Here is a 13,322-nt window from a genome sequence, read left to right as displayed (position 1 = left end):
CCGATTTAGAGAGCCGCACGAGGAGGTCTCTTCGGCACGGGTGATCTTGCGTTTCCCGCTCCCGCGCGCCGTGCTAATCCACCGAGATCACCGTCGACTGGCGAACCAGTCGACCTCGAGTTCATGGACCGTGGGACCTCACCCAACCCGGCCGCCCGCGCGCGCCTAACGACGCTCCTCCTGCTCGCGACGCTCCTCCTGCTCGCGATCCCCACCGCCGCGGCCACCGCCCAGTCGCTCGACCCCACTACGACGGTCGAGGCAACGACGACCGCGGCCGAAGAGACGACGTCCGCGGCCGAACCCATCACCACCGCGGCCGAAGAGACCACGACCACGGCCGCACCAACGAGCGCTCCGGTCGACGAAACGCCTGCGGCCGAGCCCACCCCCGCGCCAGAACCCACTCCCACGGTCGAGTCCACGACCACGGCCGAACCCCAGGCCGCGACGACCGACACCACTGAAGCCGTCGTCGAGCCGGCCGCGGAGACGTCGCCCACCACCACCGACGCACCGACGGCGACGACCGACTCGACCACCAGCACCGTCGACGCCGCAGAAGAGACGACGGGCACCACAGCGCCGTCGACCGAGACCACCGATCCAACCGCCGGCACGACTGACTCGACGACGGAAACCGTCACCGACACCGTCGACCCAGTCATCGCGCCGGTCACCGACACCGTCGACCCGGTCACCGACACCGTCGACCCGGTCACCGACACCGTCGACCCGATCATCGCGCCCGTCACCGACACCGTCGAGCCCGTCACCGACACCGTCGAGCCGGTCACCGACACCGTCGAGCCCGTCACCGACACCGTCGACCCGATCATCGCGCCGGTCACCGACACCGTCGAGCCCGTCACCGACACCGTCGACCCGATCATCGCGCCGGTCACCGACACCATCGAGCCGGTCACCGACACCGTCGACCCTGTGATCGCGCCCGTCACCGAAACCGTCGATCCTGTCGTCGAGCCTGTGGCTGAGGTCGTCGAACCTGTCGTCGAGCCGATCGTTGAGGTCGTCGATCCGGTGATCGAGCCGGTTACCGAAACCGTCGATCCGGTTGTCGAGCCGGTCACCGACACCGTCGATCCCATCGTCGAGCCGGTCACCGAGACCGTCGATCCGGTGGTCGAGCCAGTCGTCGACACGGTCGAGCCCGTCGTCGATCCGGTCACCGAGATCGTCGACCCGGTCATCGAGCCCGTCGTCGACCCGGTCACCGAGATCGTCGATCCCGTCGTCGAGCCGGTCATCGACCCGGTCACCGAAATCGTCGATCCCGTCGTCGAGCCGGTCATCGACCCGGTCACCGAAATCGTCGACCCCGTCGTCGAGCCGGTCATCGACCCGGTCACCGAGATCATCGATCCCGTCGTCGAGCCGGTCATCGATCCCGTCACCGAGATCGTCGACCCCGTCGTCGAGCCGGTCATTGACCCGGTCACCGAGATCATCGATCCCGTCGTCGAGCCGGTCATCGATCCCGTCACCGAGATCGTCGACCCGGTCGTTGAGCCGGTCATCGATCCCGTCACCGAGATCGTCGACCCGGTCATCGACCCGGTCACCGAAATCGTCGATCCCGTCGTCGAGCCGGTCGTCGATCCCGTCACCGAGATCGTGGACCCGGTCGTCGAGCCGGTCATCGACCCGGTCACCGAGATCATCGACCCGGTCGTCGAGCCGGTCATCGACCCGGTCACCGAGATCATCGATCCCGTCGTCGAGCCGGTCATCGATCCCGTCACCGAGATCATCGATCCCGTCGTCGAGCCGGTCATCGATCCCGTCACCGAGATCATCGATCCCGTCGTCGAGCCGGTCATCGATCCCGTCACCGAGATCGTGGACCCGGTCGTCGAGCCGGTCATCGACCCCGTCACCGAGATCGTCGACCCCGTCGTCGAGCCGGTCATCGACCCCGTCACCGAAATCGTCGACCCGGTCGTCGAGCCGGTCATCGACCCGGTCACCGAGATCGTCGATCCCGTCGTCGACCCGGTCATCGATCCCGTCACCGAGATCATCGATCCCGTCGTCGACCCGGTCATCGATCCCGTCACCGAGATCGTCGATCCGGTTGTCGAGCCGGTCATCGACCCGGTCACCGAGATCGTCGATCCCGTCGTCGAGCCCGTCGTCGACCCGGTCACCGAGATCGTCGATCCCGTCGTCGACCCGGTCACTGAGATCGTCGACCCCGTCGTCGACCCGGTCACGGAGATTGTGGATCCCGTCGTCGAGCCGGTGACCGACGTCGTCGAGCCGGTCGTCGAGCCGGTGGCCGAGACGCCGGTCGACGCGGCTCCGGAGACGACCGTGGTCGAGTCGAGCGGGACTGTCGCCGAGGAGCCTTCGGTGGCGCCGGCGGATGCGGGTCCTACGACGATGTCGGAGCCCGTGGTCGTCGCTTCCGTGGGACCGGTCGCGCAGCCCGCCATCGATGCGCCGGCTTCGGTCGTCGAGGCTTCCTCCCCCGCTTCCGTCGACAGCGCCGAGGTGCCGGTGGTGGCCGATCCGAAGCAGGCGCTTCATGCGGTGACCTTCCCGAAGGCTCCGGCTCGCTGTGACGTCCCGATGGTGTCGCCGCTCGAGACCGGGCTGCTGGACTCCGTGGCGACGGCTCTGTCGCTCGTGGCGCAGCCGGTGCTCGCCGCCGAGGCCGCCCGTCAGGTGGCCGAGGACGCGGCCAACCGCGTCAAGGGCGTCGACTCGATCGCTCCGGACGCTCCGACGCGCTCGCCGCAGGCTCCGGGACCGGCCGGCAGCTCGAGCGCTTCGGGCAGCTCGGGTGGCGCGGGCACGGCGTTCTGCGTGCTGCTGCTGGCGCTCGTCGTCCTGCTCGCCGTTTCCTTCAAGAACGTGGATCTCGCCCCGGCGCCTTGGCGCCAGGCGGCTTTCGTCTCCCTCATCGAGCGGCCTGGCTGAGGGGCTTCCCGCCCCCCACAGCCAGCGCCCCTGCGCGCCCGCGGACGCGCGCGCAGAGGCGGAACCAAGCTCGATGAAGGAGACACGATGCATCCGCAGTTCAAGAAGGCAGCGACAGCCCTCGCGATCACCGGCCTCGCCGTGGTCCTCGCGATGGCGATGCTGCCGGCCCCGGCGAGCGCCCAGCAGGGTGACGAGCCGTCGGCCACCGCGCTGCTCAGCCGCGGCGCGGGCTACGACCAGCCGCAGGGCTCCAAGCGAGTCCAGCAGCTGCAGATCCGGCTGCGCGCGGTTGGCGCCCAGCCGGGCCCCGTGGACGGGCGGTTCGGCCCGCTCACGGAGGCCGCGGTCCGCCGGTTCCAGCTCCGGCACGGCCTGCCGGTCGACGGCATCGCCGGCCCGAGCACCGACGCCGCGCTGCGTCGGCAGATGACGACGCTCACCACGGGCGCCGGCTTCGCCGGGGCCGAAGGGTCGCAGCGCGTGCGCACGCTGCAGCGGCAGCTGCGCCGCGCCGGCTTCGAGCCGGGAGCGATCGACGGCCGGTTCGGCGAGCGGACGCGGGCGGCGGTGCTTCGCTTCCAGCGTCGCGCCGACCTCGCCGCCGACGGCATCGCGGGCATCCGCACGCGGGCCGCGCTGAAGCGCCGGCTCGCCGAGGACACCCAGCCGGCAGAGCAGCAGCAGCCGGCGGATCAGGACCAGCAGCAGCCGGTGGAGCAGCCGCAGGACCAGCCGGCCGACGCCGGGACCACTCGCCAGGTCGCTCAGAAGGAGCCGCAAGGCGAGGGCCAGGACGACCAGCAGCTGGTCGGACCGGCCGTGGAAGGCCCCGAGGACTACAAGGACGAGCTCCTCGTCGCCCTGGCGATCGCGATCGCCCTGCTCGGGGCGCTCTTCGCCGTCGCGGTCCTGCGGACGGGCTCGCCACGACCGGAGCCCGAGGCCGCCGGTGACGACGCGACCACGCCCCCGGCCCCAGCCGTCCCCGTCGCCGCGCCCGCGCGCACGGCAGCGGACCGGCCGCGCGTCCTGGGCTACGCCGCCCTGGCCCGCCGGCGAGGCGATCCCGGTGACCGGGATCTGCAACGGCAGGCGCAGCGCATCCTCGCCGAGTGCGACCGCCGCGGCCTCGTGCTCGAGGAGCTCGTGCGCGAGCACCAGTCGGAGACGGGCGACCGCAGCGCCCGGCCCGGGCTCGCGTACGCGATGGAGCGGATCAAGAGGCGCGAGGCGGACGGCCTCGTGGTGACCGATCCCTCGATCCTGACCGAGTCCCCGGCGGAGCTCGGCGACGTGCTCGCGTGGTTCAGCGAGCACGGCTCGAAGCTCATCTGGGTGAACGAGGGGGTGGACTCCGCCAACGGCGACCGGCGGCGGCGGTCATGAGCAGCTTCGGGGTGCAGATCTCCCCGAGCGCCGAAGTCCCGGCGGCGTACGGTGGCGGCATGGACGCCGCCGCGCCGCCGGGACTGGCTAACGCCGGAGCGCTGCTGGCAGATGCGGGCGAGCGGCTGCGCGCGCGACGGGACGCGCTCGCGCCGCTCGTCGAGGAGCACGACCGCATCGCGGCGATCCTCGAGGCGTTCGGCGCCCTGCCCGAGCGCCCGCATCACCACGGAGACGGCGACGCCGACGCCAACGCCGCGGTCAGATCGGAGCTCGACGCGACGCTCCACGAGCTGCACGACCTCCGTGCCGCGCTGGACCGGCGATGGCGCCGCATCACGCCGCTCGTCCGCGAGCACGAGCAGATCCTCCACGTTCTCCGCGCCGTCGAGTCGGCGGACGAGGTGCCCGCCGACCCGGATGCGGTCCGGCGACGCGGGCGGCCGGGCCGCCGCGGCTCGGCGGCCGCGAGCGAGGCGCGCCTGGACGAGCTGCGCGCCCTGCTCGCCGAGCCCCGCGGACGAGCGGAGCTCGCCGACGCGCTCGGTCTCTCCCCCTCCCGCGTGACCGAGCTCGTGGACGTGCTCGTCCGGATGGGTGAGGTCGTGGAGACCCGCGACCCGGCGCGGGCGAACCGCAAGCTCTGGAGCCTCGGCGCGAAGAACGGGAACGCGAGCGACGCGCAGCCGCTCGCGAGCGGCTCCTGAGGCCGGTCAGGCGGCGAGCGCCGGCTCGGCGGCGATGCCGTCGATCTCGGTGCGCAGCTTCGCCAGGCCCAGGCGGATGCGAGACTTCGCCGTGCCGAGCGGAACCCCGCAGCGGCGAGCGATCTCGTCGGCCGTCATCCCGCACCAGTACGCGAGCACGACCGCCTCGCGCTGAGCCTGCGGCAGCAGCCGCAGCGCGGCGCGCACGGCGGCGCGGTCCTCGTCGCGCTCGGCGAGCGTCGACGGGCGGTCGTCGGGGAGCGCGTCCGCCTCGACCGCGGTCGCGTGCTCCAGCCGGTCGCGGGCCCGGCCGGCGGCCTGCCCCTCCCGCCAGAGATCGAGCGCACGGCTGCGCGCCATCAGCCGCAGGTACGAGCCCAGCTCGCCCCGCCGCTCGTCGAACCGGCTCGGGTTGCGCCACACGCGCAGGAACACGTCCTGAGTGACGTCCTGCGCGCGGGCGGGGTCGCCCAGGATGCGCAACGCAGCGCCGTGGACGCTGCGGGCGTGGGCGTCGTACATGCGGGCGAAGGTGCGGGGGTCGCTGAGGTTCATGGCGTGGAACACAGCTTACACAACTTGTTGAAGGTTGCTGCAGAAGTTTGTTGAACCCGCGTGAACGGGTTGCGGAACAACGCTGCGACGGCGACGATCCCGCCGTGCCGCGCAATCCCGATCGGCTGTCCGCGCTCGACAGCGCCTTCCTGCACATCGAGGACGCCGGGGCCTTGATGCACGTCGCCTCGGTGATGGTCTTCGAGGGCCAGGCCCCGCCCTACGACGACCTGCTCGAGGCGCTCGACCACCGCCTGCACCTCGTGCCGCGCTACCGCCAGCGGCTCGCCGAGATCCCGTACGGGCAGGGCCGGCCGGTCTGGGTCGACGACCCGCACTTCAACCTCCGCTACCACCTGCGCCACACCGGCCTGCCGAGCCCCGGCGGCGACGAGCAGCTCCGCGCGCTCGCCGGCCGCGTCTTCTCGCAGAAGCTCGACCGCCGCCGCCCGCTGTGGGAGATCTGGCTCGTCGACGGGCTCGACGGCGACCGCTTCTCGCTGGTGGCCAAGACGCACCACGCGCTCGTCGACGGCGTCTCGGGCGTCGACGTCACGACCGTCCTCTTCGACGCCGCCGCGGACCCGGAGCCGACCGCGCCGCCCGAGCACCCCTGGTTCCCCAAGCCGCCGCCGAGCCGCACCCAGCTGCTGGCCGACGCGCTCCTCGAGCGCCTCACCGTCCCCGGCGAGGCGGCGCGCGGCGTGCGCGCGCTGACCCGCGCGCCCCGCCGTGTCTCGAGCGAGATCGCGGGCCGCGCCGCCGGCGTCGGCGCCACGCTGCGGGCGACGCTGCGCCCCGCGCCGCCGAGCCCGCTCAACGTTCGCATCGGCCCGCACCGCCGCTACGCGTGGGTCGACGCCGACCTCGCGCAGTTCAAGGCGATCAAGGACGAGCTGGGCGGCACCGTCAACGACGTCGTGCTCACCGTCGTCGCGCTCGCGCTCGGCCGCTCGCTGCGCCGCCACGGGCACCCGACCGACGAGCTGGAGCTGCGCGCGCTCGTCCCCGTCTCGGTGCGCGCCGACGTGGAGCGCGGAGCGCTCGGCAACCGCGTCGCCGCCGTCCACGCGCCGCTGCCCGTCGGCGTCGAGAACCCCGAGCTCGCGTACCGGCGCGTGCACGAGGCGATGGCCGGGCTCAAGGAGTCCGGGCAGGCCGTCGGCGCGCAGGTGCTCACCCAGCTCGGCGACTTCGCGCCGCCGACGATCCTCAACCAGGCGGCCCGGCTGCAGGCGCGGCAGCGGTGGTTCAACGTCGTCGTGACGAACGTGCCGGGGCCGCAGCTGCCGCTCTACGTGCTCGGGCACCGCCTCCTGCGCCTCTACCCTGTCGTGCCGCTCTCGCTCAACCAGGCGCTGGGCATCGCGATCATGAGCTACGACGGCAAGCTGGGCTTCGGGCTGCTGGGCGACTACGACGCCCTCGCCGACCTCGACGACGTCGCCACGGACATCGGGGCGTCGATCGAGGCGCTCGCCCGCGAGGCCGGCGTCGGCCCCCGTCCCCCGCGGCCGCGACGGCTGCGTCCCGCGGCCCCCGCACCTGCCTCGGCGTGAGGCGCGCCGGACTTGTCGCGCTCGCGATCGTCGTCGCGCTCGCCGGCGCGATCGGGCTGATCGCGTTCTTCCAGTCGCGCGACGACGCGAGCCTGGACCACGACGAGTCCAACGCGCCCGGCGTCGCGGCGCCGGACCTGAACCGCGAGGAGCTCGCGCTCGGCAACGTCGTGCTCACCTACCGCTCGCCCGGCGAGCGCGCGCTGCTCAAGTCGCTCGGCGAGGAGATCTCCGGGCCGGCCGACAAGACGCTCGAGGAGGCCGGCCAGGCCGTCATCGTCCACGCGCGCGCGTCGGGCGGCGGCGGCGTCGTAGCCGAGGCCTACGAGCGCCGGCTGGAGGTCCCGACCGCCGCCGATCCACGGCTCCGCGAGTTCGTCGAGTACTGGCTCGGCCGCGGCCGGGCAGGATGAGGGCATGTTCCGCATCGCCCTGAGCCAGATGAACGCCGTCGTGGGCGACGTCCACGGCAACGCCCGCCGGATCGCGGACGACATCGCCCGGGCGAAGGAGGCCGGGGCGAAGCTCGTCCTGTTCCCCGAGTGCGCGCTCGTCGGCTACCCCGCCGAGGACCTGCTGCTGAAGGAGCACTTCCTGCGCGACACGCGCGCGGCGCTCGAGGAGATCGCCTCCGGCGTGGAGGGGATCGTGGCGATCGTCGGCTACCCCGAGCGGCACTTCGACGTCTACAACGCCGCGGCCGTGCTCGCCGACGGCGGCGTCCAGGCGATCTACCGCAAGATGAACCTCCCGAACTACGGCGTGTTCGACGAGGTCCGCTACTTCCAGGCCGGCACGCGGCCGGGGATGATCGAGATCGACGGGACGCTCGTCGGGCTGACCGTCTGCGAGGACATCTGGCAGCCGGGAACGCCGGCGTCCGACGAGGCGCTGGCGGGCGCGACGCTGATCGTGAACATCTCCGCCTCGCCCTATGACCGCGGCAAGCCGCAGCGGCGCGAGGGCATGATCGTCCAGCGCGCCCGCGACTACGTCTGCCCGATCGCGTTCTGCGCGCTCGTCGGCGGCCAGGACGAGCTCGTCTTCGACGGCCACTCGTTCGTCTGCGACCACCACGGCACGGTGCTCGCCCGCTCCCCGGGCTTCGCGGAGGACCTGCTGATCTGCGAGGTCGACCCCGCGGCCGCGGCGGCCGGGCGGCTGCGCGAGACGCGCCACCGCGTCGCCGCGCGCGCGGCGTCCGATCGCGTCGACGTGCTCGCGCGGCTGACCGTCGGCGACGACTCACGCCAGCGGACCGAGGCCGGCGGCGTTCCCGCCCTGGCCGGCGCGTCCCACGGGCCCGTCGCGGAGTTCCTCGACGACGAGGCCGAGGTCTACGCGGCGCTCGTGCTCGGCCTGCGCGACTACGTCGAGAAGAACGGCTTCAAGCACGTCGTGCTCGGCCTGTCGGGCGGCATCGACTCGACGCTGGTCGTCATCCTCGCAGTCGACGCGCTCGGCGCCGACCGCGTCAGCGCGGTGTCGATGCCGTCGCACTACACCTCCGAGGGCACGCGCTCCGACGCCGAGGTGCTCGCCCACAACCTCGGGATCGACTTCCGCGAGCTGCCGATCGGCGAGCTGATGGACCAGTACGACGGGCGCCTCGCCGAGGCGTTCTCGGGCCGCGACCCCGACATCACCGAGGAGAACCTGCAGGCCCGCATCCGCGGCAACCTGCTGATGGCGCTGTCGAACAAGTTCGGCTGGCTCGTGCTGACGACCGGCAACAAGAGCGAGCTGAGCGTCGGCTACTCGACGCTGTACGGGGACACCGCGGGCGGCTTCGCGGTCATCAAGGACGTGCCGAAGACGCTCGTGTACAAGCTCGTCGAGGTCCGCGCCCACCGCGACGCCGACAACCCGATCCCCGAGTCGATCGTCACGCGGCCGCCGTCGGCCGAGCTGCGCCCCGACCAGAAGGACGAGGACTCGCTGCCGCCGTACAACGTCCTCGACCGGATCCTCCAGGGCTACGTCGAGGAGGACCTCGGGCGCGAGCAGCTCATCGACGAGGGCCTCGCCGCCGAGGACGTCGACCGGATCATCCGGCTCGTCGACCTCGCCGAGTACAAGCGCCGTCAGAACCCGCCCGGCATCCGCGTGACGTCGAAGGCGTTCGGCCGCGACCGCCGGATGCCGATCACGAACCGCTACGGCGGCTGATCAGCGGACGGCGATCGTCATCCGGGTCAGCGCGCAGCGCCGGCCCGCGTCGTCCGTGATCTCGACGTCCCACACCCACGTCGTGCGGCCGCGGTGGATGCGGCGCGCGGTGGCGTGGACGGTGCCCTCGGTGATCGGGCGCAGGAACGAGGTCGCGTTCGACAGGCCCATCGCCATCTTCCCCTCGTCGGCGACCGCCATTGCGGTGGCGATCGAGGTGATCGACTCGGCGATCGCGGCGTACAGGCCGCCGTGGACGAGGCCCATCGGCTGCTTGACCTCGTCGCGCACCGGGACCGTCGCGGTCACCTCCTCGTCGGAGACCTCGTGGACCTCCAGCCCGTACAGGGCGTCGAAGGTGCGGTCGAACGGAACGACGGGCTCGAGGGCCATGGAGCGGGCACCCTAGCGGGGGGAACCGTCGGGAGCCGTCTGCCGAACCACTAGTCTCTCCGGGCCGATGAGCCGACTCGACGAGCTGAAGCCCGACCAGCGCGCGTCGCTCCAGCTGCTGCTCAAGCAGGGCCGCAGCTACGAGGAGATCGCCTCCCTGCTGCGCATCGACCCGTCCGCCGTGCGCGAGCGCGCACGCAGCGCGCTGGACGCGCTCGGGCCCGAGGACGTCGGCGACCTCTCGCTGAGCGAGCAGGACGACATCGCGGACTACCTGCTCGGCCAGCAGTCGGCCTCGCAGCGCGCCGCGACCCGCGGTCTGCTGGAGCGCTCGGCCCCGGCTCGCGCCTGGGCGCGCGTCGTCTCGGGCGAGCTGCGCGACCTGGCGCCCGACGCGCTGCCCGAGATCCCGGCGGAGGCCGCCGAGGTCGACGAGGCGTTCGACGCGCTGCAGAAGCGCGAGGAGCACCGCGAGCGCGTGGAGCGCTCGAGCAAGGTCGGCGGCGCCATCCTGCTCGGCGCGATCGCCCTGCTGATCGCCGGCGTGCTCGCGCTCGTGCTGAACGGCGGCGACGACGACTCCGGCGACGACAGCGCCCAGACCGGCACCACCGCCGCGCAGACGCAGACGACCGCCGGCGAGCCGAAGTTCGAGGACCAGATCAACCTCACCCCGCCCGGCCAGGCGTGCAAGAGCGGCGGCGTCTGCGGCGTCGCGCAGATCGCCAGCCAGGGCGGCCAGCGCGCCGTCGCGCTCGTGGCGCAGGGCCTCCCCCGCGCGACGCCGAACCCGCCGCGCTACTACGCGATCTGGCTGTACTCCAGCGCCGACAAGGCGAAGTTCCTCGGCTTCCCCGATCCGCAGCCCGGCAAGAACGGGCGGATCGAGACCGGCTTCCAGCTGCCCGCCGAGGCGAAGGACTACGACGCGATCGTGCTCACGCGCGAGACCGCGAAGCAGCCGAAGTCGCCCGGCGAGATCGTGCTCCAGGGCGCGTTCGGCGGCAGCGACGGCTAGCTCGCGGGCGCGAGCAGCTTCCCCGGGTTCATCACGCCGGCCGGGTCCAGCTCGGCCTTGACGGCGCGCAGCGCGGCGATGCCGAGCTCGCCGACCTCGGCCGGCAGCCACTCGGCGTGGTCGCGCCCGACCGCGTGGTGATGCGTGATCGTCCCGCCCGTCGCGACGATCGCCTCGCTGGCCGCGCGCTTGGCCGTGCGCCACTGCTCGAGCTCGCGGCCCTCGTCGGCGCGCGCGAAGAACGTGAAGTACAGGGAAGCGCCCGACGGATACAGGTGCGAGATGTGGCACATGACGATCGGCGGCGTCCCGAGCGCGCCGAGCGCCTCGCGCAGGGCCCCGCCGACCGCGCGGTGCAGCGCCTCGATGTTCGACCACTGCGTCGCCGTCTCGAGCGTCTCGACGAAGACGCCGCGGCCGAGCAGGTCGTCGCGCAGGTACGGGCCGTGGTAGCGCCCGTGCTCCCACGCCCGGCCGGGTGAGCCGCCGAGCGCGACGGCGCCGTGCTTCTTCAACAGCGCCTTCGTCCGCTCCCGCGCGCGGCCGACGGCGGGCTTCGAGCCCTCCCAGCCGCAGATCGCCAGCGCGCCGCCGGCGACCCCACGCAGCCCGAGGTAGGCGCCGGCCGCCCGCGTCTTCCAGCCGCCGCCCGCCATGGCGAGCGACACGCGCGTCTCGTCCCCGTCCGACAGCCGGGCGACGTGCGGCGCCGCGCCGGACTGCTCGAGCACGCGGAACGCCTCGGCGCCCGCGGCGAACGACTCGAACACGAAGCCCTCGTAGCGGCGCTCGGCGGGCAGCGGCCGGACCCTCAGCGACGCGGACGTGATGACGCCGAGCGCGCCCTCGCTGCCGACGAGCAGCTCGCGCAGCTCGGGGCCCGCGGCGCTCGCGGGCTGGGCGCGCAGCGCGACGTCGCCCACCGGCGCGGCGAGCCGCAGCCCCAGCACCAGCTCGTCGATGCGCCCGTAGCCCGTCGAGGCCTGGCCGGCCGAGCGCGTCGCGACGCAGCCGCCGACCGTCGCGTACTCGAACGACTGCGGGAAGTGGCCGAGCGTCAGCCCGTGCGGCCGCAGCGCCGCCTCGGCATCGGGAAGGCGCACGCCCGCCTCGAGCTCGGCCGTGAGCGAGCGGACGTCGACCGAGACGAGCCGGCCGAGGCGCCGGAGATCGAGAGCGACGACCGCGTCGAACGGCCCGCGCAGCGGCTCGACGCCCCCAACCACGCTCGTGCCGCCGCCGAAAGGAACGACCGCGACGCCGTGCTCGGCGCACGCTCGCAGGACTGCCGCGGTCTCGTCGTGCGAGCCGGGCAGGACGACGGCATCGGGCGCCGCCGTCGCCTCGCCGGAGCGTTGGCGAACGAGATCGGGATACGACTTGCCCGCGGCGTGGAGAACGCGAGCGTCGCGGTCGTCGCGGACATGGTCCGGTCCCACGATCCCCGCCAGAGCGGCCCGCGCGTCGTCACCGAGAGCGGACGCGGAGAGCCGGACGTCCTCGATCGCGACCGGCGGCCGCGAGACGCCGGGCGCCACACCGAGCTCGGAGAGCAGCGGCTCCGCCGCCTCGGGTAGCCCGTCGCCCGCGTCCGCGTCGACACCCCAGCCCCAGAACCTCATGTCCCGGGGGCTCACAGCAATCCCTCCAACCGGTCCAGCGCCTCGTCGAGCTGCTGCTTCGTCGCGCGGCGCAGGAACATGCTGCCGCCGCCCATCCGCGAAAGGCCCTTCAGCTTGCGCTCCATCGTGATCGACACGGACGAGCCTCCCTCGGCCGGCTCGACGACGAGCTCGGTGGCGTTCAGGGCGAGGAAGCGCTCGAAGGGCGTGCCCTCGATGTCCTGCTCCCAGCGCTTGCGGCGGGTGCCGTCGTCGACGAGCCGGAAGTCCTGCCGGACGGTGCGGCCCTTCTTCGACCGCAGCACCTGCGTGAACTCCTTGCGCTTGACGCCCTCGACGCGCTCGACCATCGGCCACCAGCGCGGCAGGTGGGTCGGGTCGCCGACGATCTGCCAGACGCGGTCGGGCGAGGCGGCGACGGTCCGTGACCGGCGGATGGTCGGCATCACTCGTGCTCGTAGACGATGAGCGACCGCACGTCGTACTCGGCCAGGCGGGCCCGGCCGCCGAGGAACGCGAGCTCGAGCAGGAAGTGGCAGCCGACGACCTCTCCGCCGAGCTGCTCGACGAGCTGGCACAGCGCCCGCGCCGTGCCACCCGTCGCCAGCAGGTCGTCGTGGACGAGCACGCGCGCGCCGCGCGCGACCGCGTCGGTGTGCAGCTCGAGCGAGTCGACCCCGTACTCGAGCTGGTACTCGGCCCGCACCGTCTCGTGCGGCAGCTTGCCCGGCTTGCGCGCCAGCACGAACCCGGCGCCGAGCTCGCGCGCCAGCGCCGCGCCCAGCAGGAACCCGCGCGCCTCCGCGCCGATCACGACGTCGACGCCGAGTGAGCGGGCCTGCTCGGCCAGCTCGCAGACCGCGGCGTTCAGCGCCCCCGCGTCCGCCATCAGCGGCGTGATGTCCTTGAAGACGATCCCCGGCTTCGGGAAGCCGGGGATGTCGCGGATGTAGTCCGAGAGCTGCAG

12 protein-coding genes are annotated in these 13,322 nt (G+C 73.0%); 7 read left to right on the top strand and 5 right to left on the bottom strand.

Going from position 1 to position 13,322, the window contains the following annotated elements; genetic code table 11:
* The first annotated feature begins 123 nt into the window (after nt 1–123).
* From AC1UE4_RS04615 to AC1UE4_RS04605, 3 genes are all read left to right on the top strand, one after another.
* Nucleotides 124–2,943, top strand: a complete 2,820-nt coding sequence (locus tag AC1UE4_RS04615) for a phage tail protein (RefSeq protein WP_482916041.1) — start codon at nt 124–126, stop codon at nt 2,941–2,943.
* A gap of 87 nt (nt 2,944–3,030) precedes the next feature.
* The gene (locus AC1UE4_RS04610; protein ID WP_482916040.1) at nt 3,031–4,332 is read left to right on the top strand and encodes a peptidoglycan-binding domain-containing protein; all 1,302 of its coding nucleotides are present in this window, start codon (nt 3,031–3,033) and stop codon (nt 4,330–4,332) included.
* Between the two features lie 59 nt (nt 4,333–4,391).
* Entirely contained in the window at nt 4,392–5,039 is a 648-nt protein-coding gene (locus AC1UE4_RS04605; RefSeq protein ID WP_482916039.1) for a hypothetical protein, read from the top strand.
* A 6-nt stretch (nt 5,040–5,045) separates the two neighbouring features.
* On the opposite strand, the gene AC1UE4_RS04600 is transcribed toward AC1UE4_RS04605, so the two are convergent.
* The gene (locus tag AC1UE4_RS04600; RefSeq protein WP_482916038.1) at nt 5,046–5,594 is read right to left on the bottom strand and encodes a sigma-70 family RNA polymerase sigma factor; all 549 of its coding nucleotides are present in this window, start codon (nt 5,592–5,594) and stop codon (nt 5,046–5,048) included.
* Nucleotides 5,595–5,698: 104 nt separating this feature from the next.
* Here AC1UE4_RS04600 and AC1UE4_RS04595 point away from each other — a divergent pair, with 104 nt between their 5' ends.
* From AC1UE4_RS04595 to AC1UE4_RS04585, 3 genes are read left to right on the top strand one after another with little or no spacing between them, the layout of a single operon-like run.
* Entirely contained in the window at nt 5,699–7,153 is a 1,455-nt protein-coding gene (locus AC1UE4_RS04595; RefSeq protein WP_482916037.1) for a WS/DGAT/MGAT family O-acyltransferase, read from the top strand.
* A complete protein-coding gene (locus AC1UE4_RS04590) occupies nt 7,150–7,566 on the top strand; it encodes a thioredoxin-like domain-containing protein (RefSeq protein WP_482916036.1) in 417 nt (138 codons plus the stop codon). The genes AC1UE4_RS04595 and AC1UE4_RS04590 overlap by 4 nt, the downstream gene beginning before the upstream one ends.
* 4 nt (nt 7,567–7,570) lie before the next feature.
* The gene (locus tag AC1UE4_RS04585) at nt 7,571–9,322 is read left to right on the top strand and encodes an NAD+ synthase (protein WP_482916035.1); all 1,752 of its coding nucleotides are present in this window, start codon (nt 7,571–7,573) and stop codon (nt 9,320–9,322) included.
* Here the strand turns inward: AC1UE4_RS04585 and AC1UE4_RS04580 are convergent, their stop codons facing one another.
* Complete coding sequence (locus AC1UE4_RS04580; protein ID WP_482916034.1) at nt 9,323–9,715, bottom strand: PaaI family thioesterase; 393 nt, start codon at nt 9,713–9,715, stop codon at nt 9,323–9,325.
* A 67-nt stretch (nt 9,716–9,782) separates the two neighbouring features.
* On the opposite strand from AC1UE4_RS04580, the gene AC1UE4_RS04575 reads away from it, so the two are divergent.
* Nucleotides 9,783–10,733, top strand: a complete 951-nt coding sequence (locus AC1UE4_RS04575) for an RNA polymerase sigma factor (RefSeq protein WP_482916033.1) — start codon at nt 9,783–9,785, stop codon at nt 10,731–10,733.
* Here AC1UE4_RS04575 and AC1UE4_RS04570 read toward each other — a convergent pair.
* Genes AC1UE4_RS04570 through AC1UE4_RS04560 form a run of 3 tightly spaced genes read right to left on the bottom strand, consistent with a single transcriptional unit; the run spans nt 10,730 to nt 13,322 of the window.
* Nucleotides 10,730–12,355 (bottom strand): FAD-binding oxidoreductase, encoded by a 1,626-nt coding sequence (locus AC1UE4_RS04570; RefSeq protein WP_482918201.1) that lies wholly within the window; start codon nt 12,353–12,355, stop codon nt 10,730–10,732. The two genes, AC1UE4_RS04575 and AC1UE4_RS04570, sit on opposite strands and share 4 nt — an antisense overlap.
* An 11-nt stretch (nt 12,356–12,366) precedes the next feature.
* The gene (locus AC1UE4_RS04565; RefSeq protein ID WP_482916032.1) at nt 12,367–12,801 is read right to left on the bottom strand and encodes an SRPBCC family protein; all 435 of its coding nucleotides are present in this window, start codon (nt 12,799–12,801) and stop codon (nt 12,367–12,369) included.
* Nucleotides 12,801–13,322: an adenine phosphoribosyltransferase gene (locus AC1UE4_RS04560; RefSeq protein WP_482918200.1), complete on the bottom strand. Its 522-nt coding sequence runs from the start codon at nt 13,320–13,322 to the stop codon at nt 12,801–12,803. Before AC1UE4_RS04560 ends, AC1UE4_RS04565 begins: the two co-directional genes overlap by 1 nt.

It is taken from the genome of Parviterribacter kavangonensis (assembly GCF_056863335.1).
The sequence above is the reverse complement of the archived record's forward strand: the minus strand, read 5'-3'. Positions and strand labels throughout refer to the sequence as shown.